The 24,420-nt window shown below is 62.2% G+C and carries 21 protein-coding genes and 1 other RNA gene; 13 read left to right on the forward strand and 9 right to left on the reverse strand.

Annotated elements, in window-relative coordinates; translation table 11 throughout:
• The first annotated feature begins 153 nt into the window (after nucleotides 1–153).
• Both CO660_RS06050 and CO660_RS06055 read left to right on the forward strand, forming a co-directional pair.
• Nucleotides 154–1,152 carry a flagellin gene (locus tag CO660_RS06050; protein WP_097597983.1) on the forward strand — a complete coding sequence of 333 codons (999 nt, stop codon included), beginning with the start codon at nucleotides 154–156 and terminating at the stop codon, nucleotides 1,150–1,152.
• A 295-nt stretch (nucleotides 1,153–1,447) separates the two neighbouring features.
• Nucleotides 1,448–2,113 (forward strand): OmpA family protein, encoded by a 666-nt coding sequence (locus CO660_RS06055; RefSeq protein WP_085778750.1) that lies wholly within the window; start codon nucleotides 1,448–1,450, stop codon nucleotides 2,111–2,113.
• A gap of 66 nt (nucleotides 2,114–2,179) precedes the next feature.
• On the opposite strand, the gene CO660_RS06060 is transcribed toward CO660_RS06055, so the two are convergent.
• Nucleotides 2,180–2,587, reverse strand: a complete 408-nt coding sequence (locus CO660_RS06060) for a DUF2000 family protein (protein ID WP_097597984.1) — start codon at nucleotides 2,585–2,587, stop codon at nucleotides 2,180–2,182.
• Between the two features lie 32 nt (nucleotides 2,588–2,619).
• On the opposite strand from CO660_RS06060, the gene CO660_RS06065 reads away from it, so the two are divergent.
• A complete protein-coding gene (locus tag CO660_RS06065) occupies nucleotides 2,620–3,534 on the forward strand; it encodes an AraC family transcriptional regulator (RefSeq protein WP_097597985.1) in 915 nt (304 codons plus the stop codon).
• On the opposite strand, the gene CO660_RS06070 is transcribed toward CO660_RS06065, so the two are convergent.
• Nucleotides 3,494–4,588 carry an AbrB family transcriptional regulator gene (locus CO660_RS06070; RefSeq protein WP_097597986.1) on the reverse strand — a complete coding sequence of 365 codons (1,095 nt, stop codon included), beginning with the start codon at nucleotides 4,586–4,588 and terminating at the stop codon, nucleotides 3,494–3,496. The two genes, CO660_RS06065 and CO660_RS06070, sit on opposite strands and share 41 nt — an antisense overlap.
• A 208-nt stretch (nucleotides 4,589–4,796) precedes the next feature.
• Entirely contained in the window at nucleotides 4,797–5,702 is a 906-nt protein-coding gene (locus tag CO660_RS06075) for a LysR family transcriptional regulator (RefSeq protein ID WP_097597987.1), read from the reverse strand.
• A gap of 92 nt (nucleotides 5,703–5,794) precedes the next feature.
• On the opposite strand from CO660_RS06075, the gene CO660_RS06080 reads away from it, so the two are divergent.
• The 3 genes from CO660_RS06080 to CO660_RS06090 all read left to right on the forward strand — a co-directional run bounded on the left by CO660_RS06080 (nucleotide 5,795) and on the right by CO660_RS06090 (nucleotide 12,326).
• Nucleotides 5,795–6,829 (forward strand): aldo/keto reductase, encoded by a 1,035-nt coding sequence (locus CO660_RS06080; protein ID WP_097597988.1) that lies wholly within the window; start codon nucleotides 5,795–5,797, stop codon nucleotides 6,827–6,829.
• A 263-nt stretch (nucleotides 6,830–7,092) separates the two neighbouring features.
• A complete protein-coding gene (locus CO660_RS06085; RefSeq protein WP_097597989.1) occupies nucleotides 7,093–8,505 on the forward strand; it encodes an FAD-linked oxidase C-terminal domain-containing protein in 1,413 nt (470 codons plus the stop codon).
• Between the two features lie 113 nt (nucleotides 8,506–8,618).
• A complete protein-coding gene (locus CO660_RS06090) occupies nucleotides 8,619–12,326 on the forward strand; it encodes an AsmA-like C-terminal region-containing protein (RefSeq protein WP_097597990.1) in 3,708 nt (1,235 codons plus the stop codon).
• A 52-nt stretch (nucleotides 12,327–12,378) separates the two neighbouring features.
• Here the strand turns inward: CO660_RS06090 and CO660_RS06095 are convergent, their stop codons facing one another.
• The 4 genes from CO660_RS06095 to ssrA all read right to left on the reverse strand — a co-directional run bounded on the left by CO660_RS06095 (nucleotide 12,379) and on the right by ssrA (nucleotide 13,952).
• On the reverse strand, nucleotides 12,379–12,603 hold the full coding sequence (locus CO660_RS06095) for a ribbon-helix-helix domain-containing protein (protein WP_097598120.1): 225 nt from the start codon (nucleotides 12,601–12,603) through the stop codon (nucleotides 12,379–12,381).
• 103 nt (nucleotides 12,604–12,706) lie between these two features.
• Complete coding sequence (locus tag CO660_RS06100; protein ID WP_085778743.1) at nucleotides 12,707–12,901, reverse strand: DUF4169 family protein; 195 nt, start codon at nucleotides 12,899–12,901, stop codon at nucleotides 12,707–12,709.
• A gap of 46 nt (nucleotides 12,902–12,947) precedes the next feature.
• The gene (locus tag CO660_RS06105) at nucleotides 12,948–13,463 is read right to left on the reverse strand and encodes an SspB family protein (RefSeq protein WP_064803733.1); all 516 of its coding nucleotides are present in this window, start codon (nucleotides 13,461–13,463) and stop codon (nucleotides 12,948–12,950) included.
• 127 nt (nucleotides 13,464–13,590) lie between these two features.
• Nucleotides 13,591–13,952, reverse strand: a transfer-messenger RNA (tmRNA) gene (gene ssrA, locus CO660_RS06110).
• 111 nt (nucleotides 13,953–14,063) lie between these two features.
• On the opposite strand from ssrA, the gene CO660_RS06115 reads away from it, so the two are divergent.
• From CO660_RS06115 to CO660_RS06135, 5 genes are all read left to right on the forward strand, one after another.
• Nucleotides 14,064–14,858, forward strand: coding sequence for a thymidylate synthase (locus CO660_RS06115; RefSeq protein WP_097597991.1), 795 nt, complete (start codon nucleotides 14,064–14,066; stop codon nucleotides 14,856–14,858).
• 13 nt (nucleotides 14,859–14,871) lie between these two features.
• The gene (locus CO660_RS06120) at nucleotides 14,872–15,390 is read left to right on the forward strand and encodes a dihydrofolate reductase (RefSeq protein WP_097597992.1); all 519 of its coding nucleotides are present in this window, start codon (nucleotides 14,872–14,874) and stop codon (nucleotides 15,388–15,390) included.
• 149 nt (nucleotides 15,391–15,539) lie between these two features.
• The gene (gene hflK / locus CO660_RS06125; RefSeq protein WP_011426043.1) at nucleotides 15,540–16,628 is read left to right on the forward strand and encodes an FtsH protease activity modulator HflK; all 1,089 of its coding nucleotides are present in this window, start codon (nucleotides 15,540–15,542) and stop codon (nucleotides 16,626–16,628) included.
• A 5-nt stretch (nucleotides 16,629–16,633) separates the two neighbouring features.
• Entirely contained in the window at nucleotides 16,634–17,590 is a 957-nt protein-coding gene (locus CO660_RS06130) for a protease modulator HflC (RefSeq protein WP_085778739.1), read from the forward strand.
• A 200-nt stretch (nucleotides 17,591–17,790) separates the two neighbouring features.
• A complete protein-coding gene (locus CO660_RS06135; protein WP_097597993.1) occupies nucleotides 17,791–19,491 on the forward strand; it encodes a DegQ family serine endoprotease in 1,701 nt (566 codons plus the stop codon).
• Between the two features lie 131 nt (nucleotides 19,492–19,622).
• On the opposite strand, the gene serB is transcribed toward CO660_RS06135, so the two are convergent.
• A complete protein-coding gene (gene serB / locus CO660_RS06140) occupies nucleotides 19,623–20,513 on the reverse strand; it encodes a phosphoserine phosphatase SerB (RefSeq protein ID WP_097597994.1) in 891 nt (296 codons plus the stop codon).
• Between serB and miaA the strand changes: the two genes are divergently transcribed.
• Together miaA and CO660_RS06150 are read left to right on the forward strand one after the other, a co-directional pair.
• Nucleotides 20,512–21,408 (forward strand): tRNA (adenosine(37)-N6)-dimethylallyltransferase MiaA, encoded by an 897-nt coding sequence (gene miaA / locus CO660_RS06145; protein WP_176536236.1) that lies wholly within the window; start codon nucleotides 20,512–20,514, stop codon nucleotides 21,406–21,408. The genes serB and miaA overlap by 2 nt on opposite strands.
• A 55-nt stretch (nucleotides 21,409–21,463) precedes the next feature.
• Nucleotides 21,464–22,378, forward strand: a complete 915-nt coding sequence (locus tag CO660_RS06150) for a dihydrodipicolinate synthase family protein (protein ID WP_097597995.1) — start codon at nucleotides 21,464–21,466, stop codon at nucleotides 22,376–22,378.
• Here CO660_RS06150 and CO660_RS06155 read toward each other — a convergent pair.
• Complete coding sequence (locus CO660_RS06155) at nucleotides 22,363–24,387, reverse strand: DUF87 domain-containing protein (protein ID WP_097597996.1); 2,025 nt, start codon at nucleotides 24,385–24,387, stop codon at nucleotides 22,363–22,365. The two genes, CO660_RS06150 and CO660_RS06155, sit on opposite strands and share 16 nt — an antisense overlap.
• Nucleotides 24,388–24,420 lie beyond the last annotated feature (33 nt).

A 24,420-nucleotide genomic window follows, 5' to 3' on the forward strand; every position in this document is an offset into this window, starting at 1 on the left:
ATAAGCCGCAATGATCGTGGCCAGGAACCGACTGGCCTTCTTCGTTTCTTGAAGGCAATGCGCTGGAGACCCAGCGACCCCGGACATGAGTGTCTGTGCGGAAGGTTCATCCCTGTTCAGTTGCGTTCTGTTGTGTTTTTGGAGTCTAGTTCCGTGAGTATTTATCAGCGCGTCTCCGTTGATGCGGCGCTCCATGTGCTGCGTGATATCAATCGCAATATGACGGTCACGCAGAACCACATCACGACAGGCATGCGTGTTGCCAAAGCGGCCGACAATGCTGTTTACTGGTCGATCGCCACCACCGCGCGCACCGACAACAAGGCCATTTCGGCGGTCCAGGACGCGCTCGGCATGGCGGCTGCGACAATGGGCACGGCCTATACCGGTGTCCAGAACGTCATCGACGTTGTCTCCGAGATCAAGGCCAAGCTCGTCGCCGCCACCGAGGACGGGGTCGACAAGAACAAGATCAACGAAGAACTCAAGCAATTGCAGGAGCAACTGCGCAGCGTTTCGGAATCGGCGACCTTCAACAGCGACAACTGGGTGATCCTCACCAATGATGCGACGCCGACGCGGCCGCGCCAAATCCCGGCCTCCTTCATCCGCAATGCCGACGGCACGGTCTCCGTGGGCATGCTGAGCTACCATATCGACAACACGCCTGTGGGGGCGACCACGTCCAAGGATGCGCGCTACCTGATCGACGACCGGGCCACTGGTTCCGGCGAATACGGCGTGTTGACCTCGGCCTACTTCGCTACGGAACTCGGCGCTTCGCAGGACTACGTGCTGATGACCAGCAAGAACGGCACCACCACCGGTCAGGTGGTGATTTCCGTCTCTTCAAGCACGACGAAAGGTCAGCTCAGCGAAATGATCAGCGTGGTCGATGCCGCCCTGACGCAGCTGACCACGGTCGGATCGGCCTTCGGCGCGCTGGAAAAACGCATCGAGCTGCAGAACGACTTCGCCACTCAGCTGCACGACAACATCACCGCCGGCATCGGCCGGCTCGTTGATGCCGACATGGAGGAGGAGTCGAGCAGATTGAGGGCGCTGCAGACGCAGCAGCAGCTCGGCCTCCAATCGCTGAACATTGCCAATGCGACCTACGACACGGTCAGGCAGTTGTTCCAGAATTTCTAAGGGTGAGATTGGTCGCTTGGAGCGGCACTGCGATGTTTGTTGTTTGAGGTCCGAGTATCTCGGAGGAAGATTTGGCGCGCCCACTTCTCCTCCTCATTCCTGTGCTCGTCACAGGAATGAGGAGGAGAACGAAGCGCGCCCGCCGACCCGGTAAAAACTGGTGATATCCGTGCCTTGCTGCAACATGGCTGCTGTTTCGGCGCCTGAAATTCCCCTATCAAGGGAACATCTTCATTTTCTTGCCGTAATCCTTGCCATTTGCTCGCATCAGTTTTGAACGGAGACCGTCCTGTCCATGATCAAGAAATTCATACTTCTGGCTGTCGCAGCAAGCTATCTCAGCGCCTGCACGACGACCGATCCCTATACTGGTGAGCAGAAGGTTTCCAATACCGCGGGCGGTGCTGCGCTCGGCGCGCTCGGTGGCGCTCTTGTCGGTGTGGCCGTTGGCGGCGGCGGGCATGGCAAGCGCAACGCAGCGCTGATCGGCGCCGGTATCGGCGCGCTGGCCGGCGGCGCGATCGGCAACTACATGGACCAGCAGGAAGCCGAGCTTCGCGCCCAGCTCGAAGGTACCGGCATCTCCGTCACCCGCCAGGGCGACAACATCATTCTCAACATGCCCTCGAACATCACTTTCGATGTCGACCAGGACGCGGTGAAGCCGGGCTTCTATCCGACGCTGAATTCGGTGGCGATCGTGCTGCGCAAGTTCAACCGCACCCTGATCGACGTCAACGGCCATACGGATTCGACCGGCAGCCTGCAGCATAACCAGGACCTGTCGCAGCGCCGCGCGCTTTCGGTTGCCGATTATCTCGGCGGCCAGGGCATCGACCAGCGCCGCGTCTCCGCCGTCGGCTTCGGCCCGTCCCAGCCCGTCGCCTCCAACGCGACCGAGGCCGGCCGCGCCCAGAACCGCCGCGTCGAGATCCAGATCGCGCCCATCACGCAGGGTTGAGTCAGAAGCTCGTCCAGACATAGAAGGTCGGGCCATCGCCCGGCCTCTTTTGTGTGTGTACCTGCTTCAATGCTGCATCGTCGCGCCCTTGGTGATCTTGTCGACGATTTTCTTGTCAGCTCTGAGCGCGATGCCGACGACCTTTGCGTCGTCGGGGGCGTATTCGGCGAAGACGGCGCGATTGGCGGCATCATGGCCGGTCGCAAACATTTCCTCGATGAAGATGGAAGAGGTCACCTCGCGCTCCAGCGCGCGGCGGTGGATGCTCGCGATCGTCGCTTCGTCGGCGGAAAGCACGATGATTGGCTGGACCGATAGCGGGTTGTAGAGATTGCCGGCACGATCCTTGTAGGGCTCGCCGATGATCTCGGGATATTGCCCGGCGATGCCTGTCGAAAGGAAAGCCGTGACGTTCAGCTTCTGCCAGCCGGCAAGATTGTTTCGCAGGACGATCGCAATTTTGGTATCAAACATTCCGGTCTCTCTCATCAGGGTATCTAAACACGTTGAGCCAGGATCTAACGCCGCAGGCCTTCGAGGGTCTTGAACGTTTGTGCGAGCCGCAGGGCGGTAGCGACATGCCGGCTGCGCCCGCCGGCAGCGGCATCCTGACTGCGCCCGCCTTTCCCGGCATCGAGCGTATCGAGGCGCAGTTTTCCGGCAATGTCTTCGAGCCGCACCGGCACGATACCTATGCGCTCGGTGTCACGCTGCACGGCATCCAGGCCTTCACCTATCGCGGCGAGCGGCGCTTCAGCCTGCCGGGGCAGGTGATCGTTTTGCATCCCGACGAAGAGCATGACGGCGGGGCGGCGACCGAGGCTGGGCTGCACTACCGCATGCTCTACCTGGAGCCCTCGCTGCTGATGGAATGCCTGGAGGCGGAGAAGGTCGGGCTTCCCTTCGTCGAGCAGCCGGTCATCGGCGACGAGGCCTTGGCGAAGGTGCTTCTGAGCGCGCTCGGCGAACTTGATCGCGAGTTGGACGAGCTTTTTGTCGATGATTTCGTCAGCCGTGTTGCCGGCGGCCTGTCGCGGCATTCGCAGATGCGTCGCCGGGCATTGGGCGCAGTCGCCTGGCGGCAGGTGCGGGCGGCGCGCGATTATCTGGAAGCGCATGCGCTGCGGCCCGTACGCTCGGGCGAGCTGGAGAGGATTACCGGGCTCGACCGCTTCACGCTGTCACGGCATTTCCGCACGGCCTTTGCCACCAGCCCACACCGTTACATGCTGATGCGGCGCCTGCAGCAGGCGAGGGCGCGGATGGGTGACGACGAAGGTTTTGCCGATGTGGCGGCTGCGACGGGCTTTGCCGACCAGGCGCATTTCAATCGCCATTTCAAGAAAGCCTATGGCATCACCCCTGGGCAGTGGACGATGCTTAGGCGGGGTTTTCAGCAAGGCCGGAACGGCGCGCGATAAAGCGGGCAAGCGCCGGCCCGATCAGCAGAATGACCAGGAAACGGCCGGTCTGCATGGCCATGACGAAGGGCACGTCGACATCGCTTGATGCGGCGATGATGGCGACGGAATCGGCGCCGCCGGGGCTGGTGGCGAGATAGGCGGTCAGCGGATCGATGCCGGCGAAGACGTGCAGTGCCGCTGCCATGCAGCCGCAGAGCGCCATCAGCAGCACAATGCAGGCCGCGACCCGCGGCAGGGCGCGCGCCACATGGCTGATGATCGAGCGGGTGAAACGCAGGCCGATGCTCCAGCCGACGAGCGCATAGGCGGTGGCAAGCAGCCACATCGGCAGCTCGATCTTCAAAAGGCCAACGCCCTGCAGGAAGGCGCCGAGAAAGAGCGGCACGATGATCATGCCTCCCTGTATGCGCAGGCGCCGCACGCCATGGGCGCAAAAGCCGGTAAAGGCGATCGTCGCGGCAAAGGCTGGCCAGTCTACCGGGGGAATGAGGACGAGCGGCGGTGGCTCGCCGCCATCGGCCGCCACCCACAGCCGCGATACCACCGATGCGCCGACGGCGACGAAGACGACGCGCAGATATTGCATGAAGGCGACGAGGCGGGCATCGGCGCCATAGGCTTCGGACATGATGACCATGGCGGAAGCGCCGCCCGGCGAGGAGCCCCAGACGGCAGTCGTTCCTGGCAGCACCTGCCAGCGCGTCAAGAGCCAGCCGAGGCCGGTGGCGATGGCGATGACCGAGAAGATGAACAGCAGGAAGATCGGCGCGTCCTTCGCCATCGTGCCGAGAATATCAGGGGTCATGGTGCGCGCCATCATCAGGCCGACGAGGACTTGGCCGAACTGCAGCGGCAGAAGCGGCACGCGAAGCTTTCCCTTGCCGACGGTCAGCGCCAGCACGATGGCCGCGACCATCGGCCCGATCAGCAGCGAGGCGGGCAGGGCCAAGAGTTCGAGGAAGATGGTGAAGGCTGTGGAAAGCGCGAGCAGCAACGCCCATTTCGGCAGGCCGGCATCCCGCAGCAGGCGGTGCGCGTGGCTGAGTGGCATGAATCCCCGTATGTTTCTGGGCCGGTGCCAAGCCCTGAGGCTGAAGATGGGAGGAAGCTCCGGCATGACGAAGAGAGGCCGGCTCAAGGGCCGGTCGGTGCTACTTCGGTATAGGCGGGCGCCGCGAGCGCGGTCAATTGCGAAATCTGGCTTCCGGCGAGGCAGCATGCGAATTTGATTCAAGCCGCCGCATCAAGTCCTTGCTATCTCATCTGAGTCGAACATGCTGGACGAGGAAATCGAGCAGGGCGCGCACACGCGCCGACAGCGGTCCGCCCTGTCCCATATAGACGGCATAGAATTCTTCGATATCGCCGGGATTGGCGGCTTCCAGTACCGGCACCAGCCGGCCGGCATCGATATCGGCGCGCACGGTGAAGGCGGCCAGCCGCGCAAGACCTGCGCCAGAGAGCGCGAGATGGCGCATGGCTTCCCCGTCTCCAACCTGCACGCCCGGCGTGATCGGCACGGACACCGTTTCGCCGTTCTCGCGCAGCGGCCAACCCTCGACGGCGCGGGCGTAGGAAAAGCCGATGCGGCAATGGCGGCTGAGATCGGCGACGCTGCGCGGTTCGCCATGACGGCTGATATAATCGGGCGAAACGACAATGAGCTTGCTAGTGGTGCCGAGCTTGCGGGCGATCAGGCTAGAGTTCTTCAGGGGGCCGGTGCGGATCGCAACGTCGGCGCGCTCTTCCATCAGGTCGACGATCCTGTCGGTGTGGGTGATATCGAGCGTAACGGCGGGATGAAGCGCCATGAAGGCAGGCACGAGCGGCGCCAGCACATGATTACCGAAGGAGGCGCTGGTGTTGATGCGGATGCGGCCCGAGGCCTGTTCGCCTGACGAAGCCTGGCGTTCGGCCTCGGCGATATCGGCAAGGATGGCGATGCTGCGCTCATAAAAGGCGCAGCCCTCCGGCGTCAGCTGCAGCTTGCGGGTCGAGCGGTTGACGAGGCGGGCGCCGAGGCGCGCCTCCAGCCGGGCGATGAGTTTGCTGACCGCCGACGGCGTCATGCGCCGCGCCGTGGCGGCTGCGGAAAAGCCGCCGCGCTCGACGACACTGACGAAGACTTCCATTTCGCCCGAGCGGTTGATGTCCTGACGGCCCATTATGAATTCAAGTCACAGATGATGTTCTGGTTGGCAATCTATATCAACGGAAATGCCGGATCTATCTCATATGAAACACAGGAGACAGATCGATGGAGTACAGAAATCTCGGCGCATCCGGCCTCAGAGTGCCGGTCCTAAGCTTCGGCGCGGGCACGTTCGGCGGCAGCGGTCCGCTGTTCGGCGCCTGGGGTAATACCGATGCCGAAGAGGCTCGGCGGTTCGTCGACATCTGCCTCGAGGCCGGCGTCAATCTCTTCGATACGGCCGATGTTTATTCGGCCGGCGCTTCCGAAGAGGTGCTCGGCCAGGCGATCCGCGGCCGGCGCAACGCAGTGCTGATCTCGACCAAGACCGCGCTGCCGATGGGCGAGGGGCCGCAGGACTGGGGCACGTCGCGGGCGCGGCTGATCCGGGCGACGGAGGATGCGCTGCGTCGGCTCCGGACCGATTATATCGACCTTTTGCAGCTTCACGCCTTTGATGCCTCGACCCCGGTCGAGGAGGTGCTGTCGACGCTCGACAGCCTCGTCGCCGCAGGCAAGATCCGCTATTTCGGCGTCTCGAATTTTTCCGGCTGGGAGCTGATGAAGTCGCTCGCGGCGGCCGAGCGCTGGGGCCATCCGCGTTATGTTGCCCATCAGGTCTATTATTCGCTGGCGGGTCGCGACTATGAATGGGAGCTGATGCCGCTCGGCGCCGATCAGGGCGTCGGTGCCCTCGTATGGAGCCCGCTCGCCTGGGGGCGGCTTACCGGCAAGATCCGCCGCGGTGAGCCGCTGCCAGCCGCCAGCCGATTGCACGAGACGGCGCAATACGGGCCGCCTGTCGACGACGAGAAGCTGTTCGACATCGTCGAGGTCCTCGATGCCATTGCCGCCGAGACCGGAAAAACGGTGCCGCAAATCGCCATTAACTGGCTGCTCGGCCGGCCGACCGTATCGAGCGTCATTATAGGCGCGCGCAACGAGGAGCAGTTGCGGCAGAACCTCGGTTCGGTCGGCTGGAACCTTTCGAAGGAGCAGATCGATAGACTCGATGCCGTCAGCGCGGTGACGGCGCCTTATCCCTATTTCCCCTATCGACGGCAGCAGGGCTTTGCGCTCCTCAATCCACCAATCATCTGAGGCGGCCGCGGGCCGGCCTGTCCATGGCCCCGGGTCTGCAATAAAAGGGGAGTGAAATCTTTTCCCAATCTTAACTGGACAGCCGCTTTGACTTGCCCCATACCGAGCCTGCCGCATATCTCCTTAAATCGGAATCGATGCAAGACGAAATTATGCAGCAATTTTAAAGTTCTACAGCGTCGATGTACGTCTGAACGGACGTGCTGCGCAGTAGTCTGCGGGACGCGGTCTCGTCCACGCGGAATGGCAGGGAGATCAATGGGATGGCGCTGAAGGACGCAAAGACTGGAACACGCAACGAGGCGGGGATATCGGCTGTGCTCGGTATTCTCAAGCAGAGCTTCGGCGAGCGTTTCCAAACCGGCCAGTCCTTCCGTGAACAGCACGCCCATACGACCACCTATATCCCGCCGCAACTGCCCGACGGCGTTCTCTTTGCCGAAAGCGCCGACGATGTGAAGATGGCGGTCAGGGCCTGTGCAGCGCACAGGGTGCCGGTGATCGGTTTCGGCACTGGTTCCTCGCTGGAAGGTCAGGTCAATGCCGTCAACGGCGGTATTTCGATCGATTTCAGCCGCATGAACCGGGTGCTTGAGGTCAATCCAGAGGATCTCGACTGTACGGTCGAACCCGGTATTACCCGCGAGGCCCTGAACATCAATCTGCGCGATACCGGCCTGTTCTTTCCGATCGATCCCGGCGCCAATGCCTCGATCGGCGGCATGGCGTCGACGCGGGCCTCCGGCACCAATGCGGTGCGCTACGGCACGATGAAGGACAATGTGCTTGCCGTCACGGCAGTCACCGCCAATGGTGAGGAGATCCGCACGGCGCGGCGCGCCCGCAAGTCTTCGGCCGGCTATGACCTGACGCGGCTCTTTGTCGGCGCCGAGGGCACGCTCGGCATATTGACCTCGGTGACGCTGCGCCTGCAGGCGATCCCGCAGAAGATTGCCGGCGGCGTCTGCGCCTTTCCGAGCATCAAGGCGGCCTGCGATGCCGTCATCATGACGATCCAGATGGGCATTCCGGTGGCGCGCATCGAGCTGCTCGATGCTGTGCAGATGCGGGCGTGCAACGCCTATTCCGGGCTGTCTTATGCCGAAAGCCCGACGCTTTTCCTTGAATTCCACGGCACAGACGAGACCGTGCCGCTGCAATCGGCAGCCTTCGCCGAGATTGCGGCTGAATGTGGCGGGAGCGAGTTTCTGTGGACCGCCAATGCCGAGGAGCGGACCAAGCTCTGGAAGGCGCGTCATAACGCATACTTTTCCGCGAGGGCGCTGGCGCCGGGGCTTGCCGCACTTTCGACCGATGTTTGTGTTCCGATATCGAGGCTTGCCGATTGCGTTTCCGAAACGCAGGCGGATATCGAGGAACATGGGCTGCTCGGCCCTATCGTCGGCCACGCCGGCGACGGGAATTTCCATGTGCTGCTGTTGTTCGACGACAAAAGCGCCGGAGACATAGCCAGGGCCGAGAGCTTCGTTGAGCGGCTCAACCGCCGGGCACTCGATATGGACGGAACATGCACCGGGGAGCACGGCATCGGGCAAGGCAAGATGGCCTTTCTGGAGCAGGAGCTCGGAGGCTCGGTGGATCTGATGCGACAGGTGAAGCAGGCGCTCGATCCGGACGGCATCTTCAATCCGGGCAAGATTTTCCACCAAGGCTGAAAACGGAATATTCTCATGAACTTGGGCCTTGCCCATCGCATGAATAGCGCTAGTGTCGACAACAGAACCCTGAACAGTGTCGGCAACACAATCCCGAATGGAGAATCCTTGCATTGGTAGGCCGGTTCCTCGTCTTTCTGGGGGGAGTGATCGTCGTAGTGCTGTTTGTGGCGCTGCTTGCGCCGCTATTCATCGACTGGACGGATTTCCGGAAGAACTTCGAGGATCAGGCAAGCCGCATCATCGGTAAGAAAGTCACCGTCCACGGCACGGTGGATGCCCGTCTGTTGCCGTTTCCGTCGGTGACGCTGCATGACGTGCGTGTCGGGCAGGAGGCTGACGGCACGCCGATCGTCAAGGTCGAACAATTTTCCATGGATGCCGAGCTTGCGCCTTTCCTGTCGGGCGAGGCGCTGATCTTTGATATGCGCGTCGTCAATCCGAAGGTGCGCCTCAGATTGCTCAAGGACGGCACACTCGACTGGATGCGCGGCAGCCGCGCCGAAATACCGGCCAAAACAGTCGTTCTCGAAAATGTGCATGTCAGCGGCGGCGAAGTCGATTTCCTTGACGACCAGTCGGGCCGGGCGCGCCGTATCACTGGCCTGAATGCGGAGATGTCGGCCAAATCGCTCGCCGGCCCCTGGCGCATCGAGGGCGATGCGGCCCTTGACGGCGAACACGGCAATTTCTCGATTTCGAGCAGCCAGCCGGACGAGAAGGGCGTGCTGCGCATGCGCACGAAGCTGTCGCCGGACAAACATCCGGTCAGTATCGATCTCGACGGCGAACTGAAGCTGGTCGACCGCAAGCCGAACTATCAGGGCCAGCTTTCGGCGGCGATCGAAAACCGCAACAGCGCCAGGTCGGCCAACAAGAACGAGCAGCCGCCGAGGCTCAAGGGTCGCTTCGAGCTTACCAACGAACGTATCCGCATTCCCGAATACCGGATGGAGATCGGCCCGACGGACGATCCCTATGTGATAACCGGGGAGGCGACACTCGATACCGGCAACGCGCCTGAGTTCTTGTTGACCGCCGACGGGCAGCAGATAGACGTGAACCGCATCGGCAATCAGGGCGCGGCCGGCAAGACGACGCGGGATGCCGCGGTTTCGGCGCGCCAACGGTTGAATTCTCTGATCGATATCGTCGCGCAGGTGCCGATCCCGCAGGTGCCCGGCAAGGCAAGCGTCAAACTGCCGGCCATCGTTGCCGGCGACACAACGCTACGCGATGTGCAACTGGAGCTGGAGCCGGCCGGTACCGGCTGGATGATCGACAGCGCCGTCGGCACGCTGCCAGGGCGCACGCAGGTGGAAGGCAAGGGCAAGCTCCTGCTTCAGGGAGAACCCTCGTTCAACGGCCAGATCGTGGTTGCCTCGAACCAGCCAACGGGGCTAGCCTCCTGGCTGGCCGGCTCGGTCGACCCGGCCATCCGCCAATTGCGGCAGGCGGGTTTTTCCGCCAATGTCAGCCTGACTCATGAATTGCAGCGTTTCGAAAATCTCGAAATCGCCATCGGATCGGCGACGCTGAAGGGCCGGCTGGAGCGGCAGGCGATCTCCGGCCAGACGCCGACCCTGTCAGTGGCGCTGAATGGCGACACGCTCGATCTTGACGCGCTGCAGGCGCTGGCCGGTCTCGCGACCGGGCAGGAGAGCGGCGACAATGTCCTCGACCATAAGATCGCCGCGCAGCTCAGGGCCGACAGGTTCACCGCCTTCGGGGTTGATGCCGAGAATGTCGAGACCACCTTCACGATTGCCGACGGGGCGCTTGCGGTCGACCGGCTGTCAGTCAAGAATCTCGCGGGCGCCGAGCTGACGGCGACCGGCCGGGCCGAAGGCTCGCTGCTCGACTATAAGGGTGCGGGTGAGATCACCTTCAAATCGGCCGATCCCGGCGGTTTCTTCACCATGCTGCGCGAGCATCTTCCGCACCATCCCGTGCTCGACCGGCTGGTGCGCAATGCCGGCTGGTACGGCAATACGGCGTTGCGCGGTGCGCTGACGCTCGGCGGCGACGAGGGCGATGCGATGACAGTGACGCTGGCCGGCGTCTCGAACGGCAGCCGGGTCAACCTCGATTACCGCATGTCCGATCTCCTGGCGCTGACCGGCAACGGCACGACGAGCCTTGAGGCGACGCTCGAAAACGCCGTGCCATCAATCCTGTTCGGTCAGGCCGGGCTCGACCCGCTGCCGGTCGATGTCGGCGCGAATGGCCGCCTGACCCTCAAGGTTAAGGCGTCGGGCAACGATCCTGCCGATGCGGCGCTGACCTTTGCGACCGACCGGACCTCGTTTACCGCAAAGGGCAAGGTTGACGTGCGGCCGGAGAGCTTCATGAATGGCCAGATCGCGCTTTCGCTCGACAGCGCCGATATCGACCCCTATCTTATCATGAACGGTATTGCCCTGCCGCAGACCGGAACGGGGTTGCCGCTCGGCCTGCAGGTCAATGCCGCCGTCGATAGCGACAAGATCGTTTTGTCCGATCTCAAGGGACATGCGGCCGAAAACGCGTTTTCCGGTGCGCTGACCTTCGATCGCAAGGCTGCGAAGACAACGGCGAGCGGCGAGCTGACGCTTGCCAAGGCAGATGCCGGCTGGCTCGGCGAGGCGGTGTTCGGCCAGATCGTCGATCCCGCCAGCGGCACGCTGTCGAAGGCGCCGCTGGGCCTGCCCACCTTCAAGGATCTGGATGTCAGGGTGAAGCTGTCGGCTAAGGAATTCTGGCCCGGCCTGCCGGAAACAGCCGTGTCCGATTTCACCAGCAACGTCGCCTATAAGGGCGATGAGTTGCAGCTCAACGACATGGCCGGCAACTGGGAAGGCGGCAAGCTCACCGGCAATCTTCTCTTCACCAATGCCGACGGCACCGGTTTCCTGCAGACGAAGCTGGCGCTTGCCGATTCCGATCTCGCCGGGGTCATCTGGCTGCGTGACGGCGCACCGGTCGCCAACGGCAAGTTCGGATTGTCGCTGTCGATGGAGGCCTCGGGCAAGACGATCAGTGAGATCGCCAGCTCGCTCAATGGTTCGGGGGAGCTGAGACTCGGCGATATGAGCATACGCGGACTGAACCTTGCCATTCTTCCGCCGCTGCTTGCCGCCACCGACCCAATGCAGGAACAGATCAACGCCGGCAAGGTGCATCCGATCGTCGAGACGTTGCTCAACAACGGCGAGGCGAAGCTGCCGCCGCTCGGAATACCCTTCAACGTCACCGACGGGACGCTCAGGGTGCAGAATGTGACCGCGGCCAACGATCTGGCCCGGGTTACCGCCGACGCGCAGATCGCCTTGCCGGAGCAGCGGATCAGCGCGACGGTCGGTATCGGCCTCAATCCAGGCGCGGAGGCGCTTCCTGGTGTCGAACCGGCGCTGCGGCTGAACTTTTCCGGCATGTTGCCGTCACCCGGCAAGACGATGGACGTGACCGATATCACCAGCTACCTGTCGCTGCGTGCTTTTGAGCGCGAGCGGCGGCGAGTCGAGCGGCTGCAGGCAATCGTGCTCGAAAAGCAGCGCCTGCGCCGTGAGGTGGCGCTCTATCGTTTCAATGACGCCGAGCGCGTCAGAGCGGCGGAAATCGAACGGCAACGGCAGGCGGAGGAAGAGCGGCTGCGAAGACTGGCGCAGGAGGCGGCTGCGCAGAAGGCTGCTGCCGAGGCGGAGGCCGCACGTGCGGAGGCAAAAGCCAAGGCTGATGCGCAGGCGAGGGCGGCCGCCGAGGCGGAGGCGGCCCGGCGCTCCGGGCAGATGCAGCCCGGTCAGCTTGATTTCGACCATCTGCCGGGCATTCAGGCGCAATGAAGACGCGTGGGGTTTGCGTCGCCTGATATTTCAGATTTTTATTTTCCCGGCGTCACAGCCGGCCGCCACAGCCGGCCTTCGCCCACGAAAGCACATGGAGCCGCAGCGCTGAGGATAGGTTGCTGTCCGGGGGGCGGTGGTCGTCGATCTCGGAAATCAGGGCGGCAAGTGACATGGAACGGCTTGCCGCAATCGTCTTCAGCTCGGCCCAGAATTCATCTTCCAGCGAAAAGCTGGTGCGATGGCCATGCAGTGTCGCCGAGTGCTTGCGGATCATCAGCCGGTTCACATCGCAATCGGCTTGGAGGATCGATTCAAGGAAATCGCGCAAGTGGCTGATCGCCGATTCGTTTCCGGCTCTTCAAGCTTTGCGTGAAGCTTCATGCGCCGTCGTCATCCGTCTCGATCCGGCCATCGCGGTGAGCCTTGTCGGCCTTCTCGTTCAGAGTGCGGGTGAGCTGCTTTTCGGCCTTGGTGCGGCCGAAGGAAATACGGTTCTGCTCGGCCTGCTTCTCCTTTTCGGAGCGGGCCTGCTTTTTGCGAAACTGGCGCAGATTGATGATTTCGGCGCTCATGCGCGAGGCTTGATCCTTATGAAAAAGGGAGGCTCTCCCTTTGAAATCACTGCTTCTTGCGGAACGAGTCGAGCGAGACGACGGAGCCAGGTTTTTTCTCTTCGCCGTCGGCCGGTTTTGCGCCGGCGGCTTCATCGGGCTTTCCTGCCGCGTCGACGGGATAGGCGGTGATCTCACCGGACGGCAGTTCCTCGCCGTCGGCGAGCGGCACGTCGAATTCGAGCTCGAAATTGACCGAGGGATCATAGAAGCCGCGGATCGCATTGAACGGTATGACCAGCTTCTCCGGAACGTCGGAGAAGGAAAGGCCAATTTCGAAATGCGTTTCGGTGATCTTGAGATCCCAGAACTGATGCTGGATGACGATAGTCATCTGCTCGGGATATTTGGACTTCAGGTGCTGGGAGATGCGCACGCCGGCGGCGCCCGTGAGGAAGGTGATGAAGAAGTGGTGGTCGCCGGGCAGACGACCCGTTGTTGCTACCTCCGCCAAAACCTTGCGGATGACGCCGCGAAGTGCATCCTGCGCCAGAATGTCGTAGCGGATATGATCCTGCCCCATGCTTTTCCTGTCTTTCGTCGGTTCTGAAGTCTTTTTCACAAGGTTTATGGCACGTTCAGGCGCCTTGGGAAAGTCCGGAGCCGAGTCACGCATAGATCAGCATACATGATTTCAGTCTGAGGGAGAAGGTGAAGGCTTCTGTTGCCAGGTGCCTTCGGACCCCGCCTAGAGGTGCGAACCACTAGGACTTTGATTGAAGTGTCACACCGCGATTAAGCAGCGAGACGAGCTTCCGCATAGTTGTCGTTTGCAACTACAATTTTAGCCCGATAACGGCGGTACAATGCCGAGCAAAAAGTCGATCTTTACACCCTTGTCGATCCTATTTCGCCCCCATCAAAAGCCGGCCTTGATACCGCCGGTTTTTGGTGGAGGCGCCGGGTACCGCCCCCGGGTCCAATAGGTTTATTACACCGCTCATTTATTGCCATAGCCGGCCCGAGAGCCGGCAGGGCTGATATAGTGATTTCCTTCGACCAAGGAAAGAGCAAACGTCATAAAAGCTTTATGTCGGGCGGCAGAAAGAACGGGAAAATATCCGCCTGCGATTGGTTTCCTCAAAGCGAAGGCTTAAATTGGAGAAAACGGAATCAGCGCGACATGCAGCAATATCTCGATCTCCTCTCCCATGTGATGGAAAAAGGCTCCGACCGGGGCGACCGCACCGGCACCGGCACGCGTTCGGTCTTCGGCTACCAGATGCGCTTCGATCTCGAGGAAGGCTTTCCCGTCCTGACGACGAAGAAGCTGCATCTGCGCTCGATCATCCACGAGCTTTTATGGTTCCTGAAGGGCGAGACGAATATCCGCTATCTCAAGGAGAACGGCGTCTCGATCTGGGATGAGTGGGCCGACGAGAACGGCGATCTCGGGCCGGTCTACGGCGCCCAGTGGCGCTCCTGGCCGGCACCGGACGGTGGCCATATCGATCAGATCGCCAATCTCGTCAAAGGTATCGTCAACAATCCGAACTCACGCCGCCACATCGTCTCAGCCTGGAATCCGGCCGAGGTCGACCAGATGGCGCTGCCGCCCTGCCATTGCCTGTTTCAGTTCTACGTGGCCGACGGCAAACTCTCCTGCCAGTTGTACCAGCGCTCCGCCGATATTTTCCTTGGCGTGCCCTTCAACATCGCCTCCTATGCGCTTTTGACGATGATGGTGGCCCAGGTGACGGGACTCAAAGGGGGCGATTTCGTCCACACCCTCGGCGACGCGCATCTCTATCACAATCATTTCGACCAGGCGAAGCTGCAGCTGACACGTCGGCCAAAGCCGCTGCCCTTCATGCGGATCAATCCTGAAGTGAAGGATATCTTCGGGTTCAGGTTCGAGGATTTCGAGCTGATCGGCTATGAGGCCGATGCCAATATCAAGGCGCCGATCGCCGTCTGAGCCGGGACTTTTCATGGCCGAAATCCGCAGGACCATCATCGCCGCCGTCGCACGCAACGGGACCATCGGCCGGCAAGGCGACATGCCGTGGCGGCTATCGAGCGATCTCAAGCGCTTTAAGGCGCTGACGCTCGGCAAGCCTGTCGTGATGGGCCGCAAGACTTATGACTCGATCGGCAAGCCGCTGCCGGGGCGGCCGAACGTGGTCATTTCGCGACGAGCAGCGATCGAACACTCCGATGTCAGCATGGCCCATTCGCTGAATGAGGCGATGGACGCTGCCGACAGATTGGCGCTGCAAACCGGGGCCGGCGAAATCTGCATCATCGGCGGCGGGCAGATCTATGCTCAGGCCATCGATCTTGCCGATCGGCTGTGCATTACGCATGTCGAGGCCAATCTTGACGGCGACGCGTTTTTTCCGGCGATCGATCCGGGCGTCTGGCAGGCGGGGGAGGTAGTCGCCGTGCCCGCTGGCGAGAAGGACAGCTACCCCACGCGCTACGTCGTCTATGAACGCCGTCGCGCCTGAAAACGAACTATTTTCCAATTAAATTGACCAAGTTTCTCACGCTGCGTTGAAAGCCGGTGCGGCGATACCTATAACGGTCACCAACGCATCGGCCGGTCAGCCCCCACGGTCCCGAATGCGTGGAAGACTTAACGAACAACGAGGTTTTGATGCCCTGGAGCAATCAGAATGGCGGCGGCGGCCCTTGGGGCGGCGGCGGTAACAATCAGGGACCATGGGGCCAAGGGCCGAACCGCCCACGTGGCGGCAAGGGCGGACCGCCTGATCTGGAAGACATCATCCGGCGCGGTCAGGATCAGCTTCGCAATATCGTTCCCGGCGGTTTCAATGGTGGCGTGGCGGCGATCGTCGTGGCGATCGTTGCTGTTTTCTGGCTGATCCAGTGCGTCTACACTGTCCAGCCGGACGAACGCGGCGTCGAGCTGCGCTTCGGCAAGCCGAGAGAAGAGATTTCCATGCCCGGCCTGCATTTCCGCATCTGGCCGATGGACGCGGTCGAGATCGTGAAGGTGACCGAGCAGCAGCAGAATATCGGCGGACGCAACAACAGCAATTCGACGGCTGGACTGATGCTTTCCGGCGACCAGAACATCGTCAACGTGCAGTTCTCCGTGCTCTACACGATCAATGACCCGAAATCCTATCTTTTCCGTCTCGAAAATCCGGCTGAAACGCTGCAGCAGGTTTCAGAAAGCGCCATGCGCGAAATCGTCGGCCGGCGCCCGGCACAAGATGCCTTCCGTGACAATCGCGGACCGATCGAAACCGAAGTGCGCAATATCATCCAGGATACGATGGATCGCTATGGCGCCGGCATTGCGATCAACCGCGTGACGATCGAGGACGTCGCACCGCCGCGCGACGTGGCCGATGCCTTCGAGGAAGTGCAGCGTGCCGATCAGGACAAGCAGCGCCTCGTGGAGGAAGCGAACCAGTACGCCAACCAGAAGCTCGGCCAGGCCCGCGGTGACGCGGCCCGCATCCGCGAAGCCGCAGCGGCCTATAAGGACCGGATCGTCAAGGAGGCTGAAGGTGAAGCGCAACGCTTCGTTTCGATCTACGACGAATATTCCAAGGCTCCTGACGTGACGCGGGAGCGGCTGTTCCTGGAAACGATGGAACAGGTGCTGAAGGGTTCCAAGAAAGTGATCATAGACCAAAAGGCGGGCGCCGTGCCTTATCTGCCTCTCAATGAGGTCGGCAGGCCGACGCAGCAACAACAGCAGCAGGGAGGCTGAGACCCATGTCGAACAGACTTCCGGTAATTCTGATCCTCCTGGCGGTCGTGCTGGTCGGGATCTATTCCTCGGTCTTCGTGGTGAGTGCCCGCGAACAGGCCATCGTCGTTCGCTTCGGTGAAATCCAGTCGGTCAAGACTGACCCTGGCATCTATTTCAAGCTGCCTTTCGCTTTTGCCGATGCCGACAGGGTGCAATACGTGCCGAAGCAGGAACTGCGCTTCGATCTCGACAATATCCGTGTCCAGGTTTCCGGCGGCGCGTTTTATGAGGTAAATGCCTTCCTCATCTACCGTATCAACGACGCGCGCCGCTTCCGCGAAACCGTTTCGGGCGACAGGGAGGCGGCAGAGGCGCGGCTTCGTACCCGCCTCGATTCCGCTTTGCGCAGGGTCTACGGCGTGCGCAGCATCGAAGCCGCGCTCTCCCGGGAACGCGTGGCGATGATGCTCGAGGTTCGCAACGAACTGCAAGCCGATGCGGAGACGCTCGGAATCACGCTCGACGACGTGCGCATCAGCCGGACGGACCTCACTCAGGATGTTTCCGAGCGCACCTACAACCGCATGCGGGCCGAGCGACTGGCGGAGGCCGAACTGCTGCGGGCGCAGGGCACTGAGGAAGGCCAGCGCCGCCGCGCCATCGCCGACCGCCAGGTCGTTGAGCTGACTGCCGGCGCACAACGCGACTCCGAGATCCTGCGTGGCCAGGGCGATGCCGAACGCAACCGCGTCTTCGCCGAGGCATTCTCAAGGGACCCGGGTTTCTTCGAGTTTTACCGCTCGATGGCGGCCTATGCGGCGACGCTTTCGTCGCAGGACACAACGCTGGTTCTGTCGCCGGATTCGGAATTCTTCCGCTATTTCAACAACGCCGCCGGCGCCGCGCCGGCGAGCCCGGCTGCGTCGGCTCCCGCAACGCCCGGAACAACCGCTCCGGCGCCAGCCCAGCCGGCGAACTGAAAGCACCGGGATCTGTTTCCCTCCAAGATCGAGAAAGGGTCGGCCCAGCGCCGGCCCTTTCGATTTCAAGAGGTAAGGCCGGGCTTTTGTGATGGTCCGTCAGATTGCACGGGGATTTCGCGAAAAGGTGATTTCACCCTCCATCATTCCGCCTTATGCTGGTGCTGAATATGCGCATTTACGCCTTATGAGGAAGCTTGATGGCCCCGACGATTCGCTTGCCCTTCAGACGAACGCTCGCGCTTCTGGCCAGCGCCACCATCCTGGCGCAAGCCGGCGTGAGCGGGGTTGCTTTTGCGCAAACCACGCCTGAAACAGCAGCGCCCGGGGTTGCCGCGCCTGTTCCGGCTGCTCCCACGCCACCTGCATCTACCACGCCGCAGCAGACGCCGCCGGTTCAGACCGTCGTGCCGACCAACGGTCCGGCTTCCGTTGCCGATCTCGCAGAAGGGTTGCTCGATGCTGTGGTCAATATCTCGACCTCGCAGAATGTGAAGGATGACGAAGGGGTCGGCCCGGCGCCGCGTGCCCCTGACGGGTCACCATTCCAGGAATTCTTCAACGACTTCTTCAACAAACAGCAGGGCAACAAGGGCCCCAACCATAATGTCAGCTCGCTTGGATCCGGTTTCGTCATCGATCCGGCCGGCTATATCGTGACCAACAACCATGTGATCGAGGGCGCCGACGACATCGAGGTCAATTTCGCCAACGGCTCGAAGCTCAAGGCGAAGCTGATCGGCACGGATACGAAGACCGATCTTTCCGTGTTGAAGGTCGAGCCGAAGACACCGCTGAAATCGGTGAAATTCGGCGACTCCAGCGAGATGCGCATCGGCGACTGGGTCATGGCGATCGGCAATCCGTTCGGCTTCGGCGGTTCGGTGACGGTCGGCATCATTTCCGGGCGCGGCCGCAACATCAATGCCGGCCCCTACGACAACTTCATCCAGACGGATGCGGCGATCAACAAGGGCAATTCCGGGGGGCCGCTCTTCAACATGAAGGGTGAAGTGATCGGCATCAACACGGCGATCATCTCGCCGAGCGGCGGCTCGATCGGCATCGGCTTCTCGGTACCGTCCGAACTTGCTTCCGGCGTCGTCGAGCAGTTGCGCCAGTATGGCGAGACGCGGCGCGGCTGGCTCGGCGTGCGCATCCAGCCGGTGACCGACGACATCGCCGACAGTCTCGGGCTCGACACCGCCAAGGGCGCGCTGGTCGCCGGCGTCATCAAGGGCGGTCCCGTCGACGACGGTTCGATCAAGGCGGGCGACGTTATTCTGAAATTCGACGGCAAGGCGGTCAATGAAATGCGCGACCTGCCGCGCGTCGTGGCGGAAAGCACGGTCGGAAAAGAAGTCGACGTCGTGGTGCTGCGCGACGGCAAGGAGCAGACCGTCAAGGTGAAGCTCGGCCGGCTCGAAGACAGCGATCAGGCGGCATCCGGCGATGCAGCGCCGGATGGCGTGATCACCCCTGATCCCGACGAAAACGACGATATGGATCAGCCGGATACTGGCGATCAGGCAGCGCCCGCACCGGGCACACCGGCGCCGGACCAGCACCAACAGGGCCAGGTATCGCCGGATGCGGCCATGCCGAAGAACGTGCTCGGATTGTCGCTGTCGCTCCTCAGTCCCGAAACACGCAAGGCTTTCGGCATCGCCGAAAGCGTCGACGGCGTCGTCGTGACGGAGGTGGAGGCCGGCTCCGCCTCGGCCGAAAAGGGGTTGAAGCCAGGGGACGTTATCGTCGAGGTGGCACAGGAGTTCATGAAATCCCCGGATGCGGTCGCGGCCAAGGTGAAATCGCTGAAACAGGAAGGGCGCCGCAACGCCCAGCTGATGATCGCATCGGCAAACGGCGATCTGCGGTTCGTTGCGGTGCCGATGGAATAGGAGAACTGCAGCGGTGGCGACTAGGTGCCGCCTTCCTGTTCTCGCGCCTCTCCACCCGTATTCCAGTGACATTCCTCGGGCAAAGCCCTGAGGCCACAGGAATGCGGGAGGAGGGGCGCGTTTCGGCCTTCTTAGCCCATCACGAAATCGGTCTTCCGATAACCCTGGATATAAAGAAGTGCCGTAAGGTCGGCGTGATTGATGCGCATCTGCGCCTGAGCGGCGACAGTGGGCTTGGCGTGGAGGGCGACGCCGGAGCCGGCGAGCTGCAGCATGCCGAGATCATTGGCGCCGTCGCCGACGGCGATTGCCTCCTGTGGCGAAATGCCGAGGCTTGCTGAAATCTCGTTCAGCGCATCCACCTTTGCCTGCTTGCCGAGGATAGGTTCGGCGACGAAGCCGGAGAGAATGCCATCCTCGTCCAGCAGCGTATTGGCGCGGTTTTCGTCGAAGCCAAGAGTGGCGGCGATGCGGCTGGTAAAGACGGTGAAGCCGCCGGAGACGAGGGCGGTGTAATGACCTTTCGATTTCATGGTGGCGATCAGCTCCGGCCCTCCCGGCGTCAACGTGATGCGCTTGGCGATGACCTCGTCGACAACCGAGATCGGCAGTCCTTTCAAGAGGGCGACGCGCTCGCGCAGGGCGGGCTCAAAGGCGATCTCGCCATTCATGGCGCGGGCGGTGATGTCGGCGACCTTCTCCTTCAGGCCGACTTCTGCGGCGAGTTCGTCGATGCATTCCTGGCCGATCATCGTCGAATCCATGTCGGCGATCAGTAGCTTCTTGCGGCGGCTGTCCTGCTCCTGGATGACGAGGTCAATGGGGGCGCTCGCAATGACGGCGAGAAGATTGGCCTCGGCCGCTTGCGCATCCGCGCCGTCGCGCAGTGCGATGTCGCAGGCAACGCCGTCGGCCAGCCAGTAGAGGCCGGAAGCGGTTACTGCCTCGGCCGCTTGTTCGGCAATGCCGGGAGTAAGCACAGGATTTGACGGATTGGCAACAAGCGTGGCAACGAGGGCCATGATGAAAAACCTTCTGAGCGTAGAGAACGCGATCCTGATAACCGGGCCGACCGCCAGCGGCAAGTCCGCCCTTGCCGTGGAATTGGCCAAGCGCCATGACGGCGCGGTCGTCAATGCCGACAGCATGCAGGTCTACGATACGCTGCGGGTGCTGACCGCGCGTCCGTCGGAAGAGGAGATGCAAGGCGTGCCGCATCATCTCTACGGTCACGTGCCGGCGGGGGCCGGCTATTCCACAGGCGCCTGGCTGCGCGATGTCTCGGCGCTTTTGCCGGCCCTCAGGGCCGCCGGGCAGCTACCGGTTTTCGTCGGCGGCACCGGGCTTTACTTCAAGGCGCTGACCGGCGGTCTCTCCGAGATGCCTGATATACCGGAAGTACTGCGGGAAGACTTGCGCACGCGACTCGTGGAGGAGGGGCCGGATGCGCTTTACGTTGAGCTTTGCGAGGCCGATCCCGCCATGGCGGCAAGCCTCAACCGCCAGGACGGTCAGCGCATCGTCCGGGCGCTGGAGGTAATCAAAGCGACGGGACGCTCGATCGCCGATTTCCAGGTCCGGTCGGGGCCTGTGGTGATCGATGCCGACGAGGCCCGCAAGATAGTCGTTCTGCCGGACCGGGCGGTGCTGCATGCTCGCATCAATGGCCGTTTCGAAAAGATGCTGCAACAGGGTGCGGAAGACGAGGTGAAGGCGCTGCTTGCACTCGGCCTGCCGGCCGAGGCGCCCGTCATGAAGGCCATCGGTGTGTCGCAGATCGCGGCGATGCTGAAGGGCGAGATGACGCGCGATGAGGTGCTGGAGAAGGGGGCTGCGGCGACACGGCAATATGCCAAGCGGCAAATGACCTGGTTCCGCAATCAGATGGACGAAAGTTGGGAGCGATTGACGCTTTAGCATGAGGCGATATCGTCTGGCTCGTTGCCAATCAACTGCCTTTCAGGATCGCATCATGCCTGCCATTTCTACGTTCCATGGCCTCTCGGCCTTTCCGCCGACGCCTGCCGATCCCGATGGCCGGGTCGACCTTGAGGGGCTCTGCCGCTTGCTGGCCCCCCTGTGCGAGTCAGGTGTGGCCTCCATCGGCCTTCTCGGCAGCACCGGGATTTACGCCTATCTCACGCGCGAGGAGCGGCTGCGGGCCGTCAAAGCGGCGGTCGAATGCGTCAACGGCCGTGTTCCACTCCTCGTCGGCGCCGGCGCCCTGAGGACGGATCATGCCGTGGATCTCGCCAGGGACGCCGAGGCTGCCGGCGCGGATGCGCTTCTGCTTGCGCCTGTTTCCTACACGCCGATGACCCAGGAAGAGGCCTACCAGCACTTCCTCGCTGTGGCCAAGGCAACCAGACTGCCGCTCTGCATCTACAACAATCCCGGCACGACGCACTTCATCTTCAGCCGCGAGCTTCTGCAGCGCCTCTCCGATGTCGAGACGATCAAGGCGGTAAAAATGCCGCTGCCGGCAGACGGCGATTTGCTTGGGGAGCTTGCGACGTTGCGGGAAAAGACCGATCTCGCGATCGGCTACAGCGGCGATTGGGGTGCGGCGGAGGCACTGCTTGCAGGCGCAGACGCTTGGTACAGCGTTATCGGCGGGCTTCTTCCCCGCGTAGCGCTCGCGCTGACCAAGGCCGCGATCGCCGGCAATGACGGCGAGGCGCGCCGGCTCGATGGTCTTCTGCAGCCGCTCTGGGACGTGTTCAAGGCGTATGGAAGCATTCGCGTGGTCTATATGCTGGCCGAGCATCTCCTTGGCGTTCGGGCGGAACTTCCCCGGCCGCTCCTGCCGCTCGGGCCGGCGGATCGCCGGCGTGTGCTCGATGCTGCCCGGCCGTTGATCGCGCTGGAGCATCAATCCTTGTTGTAAAGGCTGCTCAGCGGCTTTTTCAGGATGCTTTCACGCAGAGACGGGCCGGGTTCCCGGCGGGTGATCTGCGGCTGGTCGGTCGGCGGCGCCGGCCGAGGAAAGACCGGCTCCTCGCGACGCAGTTCGCGGCGCAGCGCGTCCAGCCGCGGATCGATCGGGGCCGGTTCGGCCGGGTCCAGCCGCGGCGCCTGCGGCAGCAATTCGCGCCGGTAGGATTGGAGTGGCGCCGACGCCGGTGCCGACGGGGTAACGGGTTTGGCATCGAAAGCGTCGTCGGTTTCCTGCGCCTCGTCGAAATCTGGCATGGATGCCGCAACGCTCTGCTGAAAATTCGAAATGTCAGGCCCGACGGTCACCGCCCGCATGCGGGTGACGATCTTGCGCAAATCGACCGTATCGGGATCTTCCTCGCTATGCTTGCTGTTGGCGCTGGCGGCCTTCGGCAGGAGGTTCTCTTCAACACGGGAGAAGCGCATCCGCATCGGCACGCTGATCGCCTCACCGAAGGCGATCGCCTCGCCATTGCCGATCGAGGAGATGAAGCTCGTCGTCGAGATCGATGAATTCGGGATGGCTGAACGAATGATTTCCTGGTCACGGTCATTGGCAAGGCGCATGGCAAAGAGCGTCGAGCACTGTGACAGGATCGTCTGGTCGAGCTCGCCTGGCCGCTGGGTGATGATGCCCAGCGAGACACCGTATTTACGGCCCTCCTTGGCGATGCGGGCGATCGCCTGGCGCGTAGGAATGAAGCCGAGGTTCGGATCGGACGGGATGTAGCGGTGGGCTTCCTCGCAGACGACGAGCATATGGATGGCGCCGTCACTCCACAACGCCACTTCGAAAGCCATGCGGCAAAGCACTGAGGCGACCGAATTAACGACTTCGGAGGGAATGCCGGCAAGCTGGAAAGTGCAGATTGGTCTGTTATCTCCGGGGATGCGGAATATCTGCGCGATGGTATCGGTGATCGTGTCGCTGATCGTGTTGTTGGAGAACATGAAATGATAGCGCGGATCGTTGATCGCGGCGATGAGGCGCATCTTCAGCGACCGCAGGGAGGGCTTTTCCGCCCGGCCTTCCAGGCGGCCGATGCGCTCGTCGATCAGCGCCAGCAGATCGGCCATGCGGTAGGGAACGGGTGTATCGGCGGTGATCGAGCTCTTTTCCGTCGTGCGGCGCACCAGCGAGTTGTCGCTGCCGCGGAAGGCGCGTTTGGCCTCCGGCATGATGTCGCGCAGCATGTCGAGCTCTTCGGGCACGGGTGGGCGGCCGCGAAAGACGACTTCGGCAAATTCCTCCAGCCGCATCAGCCAGAAGGGCAGGTCGAGCGTATCCGTATCGATGGTGACGGCGTGCTTGGGAAAGGCGGCGGCGAATTCATTGTGCGGATCGAGGATCAGCACGCGCAGCTTCGGATCGGCCGCGATTGCCTTGTGCAAAAGTAGCGATACGGCGGTCGACTTGCCGACGCCGGTCGAGCCGACGACGGCGAAATGCTTGGAGAGCATTGACGGGATGTGGATCGCCGCATCGATGCTTTCATCCTGCGTCAGCTTGCCGATGATGGCGGTCGTCCCCGTTCCGGCATCGTAGATGCGCATAAGGTCGGCGGCGCGGATGCGATGGGCGATGGCGCCGAGATAGGGATAACGTGAGATGCCGGTCGAAAATTCCTCGCGCCCGTCCTCATCGACTCGGACTTCGCCGAGAAGCTCGGTCTCGATCCTGAACTTATTGTCCTCGCCTTCGCCCCAGGCATGGCTGCCGGTGTTCATTTGATAGACTAGGGCGACGACACGGTTGCGGCCGACGCTGATCGAAATCAGCCGGCCGACGGACCAGAGTTCTGTAAGATCGGTGCCGCCCTCAACGGCGACAGCGGCAATCGTGGCCCTGGAGCCGCTGCATGCAACGACGCGGCCGAGAAAGCGATTTCCCGGCGTATGGCCGTCGCGTCGATCGTGCTCGCTTGCCTTGCCAGACATGCGCAAGTCGTTGTTGAGCAAAGGCTACTCCCTGCGGTAGCGTTAAAGGATAAA

Origin of the sequence: Rhizobium sp. L9 (assembly GCF_002531885.1) — a bacterium.
GTDB lineage: Bacteria > Pseudomonadota > Alphaproteobacteria > Rhizobiales > Rhizobiaceae > Rhizobium.

Excerpts from the sequence above, each read along its gene's own strand:
- CO660_RS06055 (WP_085778750.1), top strand. The coding sequence starts at position 1,448 with ATGATCAAGAAATTCATACTTCTGGCTGTCGCAGCAAGCTATCTCAGC.
- CO660_RS06060 (WP_097597984.1), bottom strand. The coding sequence starts at position 2,587 with ATGTTTGATACCAAAATTGCGATCGTCCTGCGAAACAATCTTGCCGGC.
- CO660_RS06070 (WP_097597986.1), bottom strand. The coding sequence starts at position 4,588 with ATGCCACTCAGCCACGCGCACCGCCTGCTGCGGGATGCCGGCCTGCCG.
- CO660_RS06075 (WP_097597987.1), bottom strand. The coding sequence starts at position 5,702 with ATGGGCCGTCAGGACATCAACCGCTCGGGCGAAATGGAAGTCTTCGTC.
- CO660_RS06080 (WP_097597988.1), top strand. The coding sequence starts at position 5,795 with ATGGAGTACAGAAATCTCGGCGCATCCGGCCTCAGAGTGCCGGTCCTA.
- CO660_RS06085 (WP_097597989.1), top strand. The coding sequence starts at position 7,093 with ATGGCGCTGAAGGACGCAAAGACTGGAACACGCAACGAGGCGGGGATA.
- CO660_RS06095 (WP_097598120.1), bottom strand. The coding sequence starts at position 12,603 with ATGATCCGCAAGCACTCGGCGACACTGCATGGCCATCGCACCAGCTTT.
- CO660_RS06100 (WP_085778743.1), bottom strand. The coding sequence starts at position 12,901 with ATGAGCGCCGAAATCATCAATCTGCGCCAGTTTCGCAAAAAGCAGGCC.
- CO660_RS06105 (WP_064803733.1), bottom strand. The coding sequence starts at position 13,463 with ATGGGGCAGGATCATATCCGCTACGACATTCTGGCGCAGGATGCACTT.
- CO660_RS06115 (WP_097597991.1), top strand. The coding sequence starts at position 14,064 with ATGCAGCAATATCTCGATCTCCTCTCCCATGTGATGGAAAAAGGCTCC.
- CO660_RS06120 (WP_097597992.1), top strand. The coding sequence starts at position 14,872 with ATGGCCGAAATCCGCAGGACCATCATCGCCGCCGTCGCACGCAACGGG.
- hflK (WP_011426043.1), top strand. The coding sequence starts at position 15,540 with ATGCCCTGGAGCAATCAGAATGGCGGCGGCGGCCCTTGGGGCGGCGGC.
- CO660_RS06130 (WP_085778739.1), top strand. The coding sequence starts at position 16,634 with ATGTCGAACAGACTTCCGGTAATTCTGATCCTCCTGGCGGTCGTGCTG.
- CO660_RS06135 (WP_097597993.1), top strand. The coding sequence starts at position 17,791 with ATGGCCCCGACGATTCGCTTGCCCTTCAGACGAACGCTCGCGCTTCTG.
- miaA (WP_176536236.1), top strand. The coding sequence starts at position 20,512 with ATGATGAAAAACCTTCTGAGCGTAGAGAACGCGATCCTGATAACCGGG.
- serB (WP_097597994.1), bottom strand. The coding sequence starts at position 20,513 with ATGGCCCTCGTTGCCACGCTTGTTGCCAATCCGTCAAATCCTGTGCTT.
- CO660_RS06150 (WP_097597995.1), top strand. The coding sequence starts at position 21,464 with ATGCCTGCCATTTCTACGTTCCATGGCCTCTCGGCCTTTCCGCCGACG.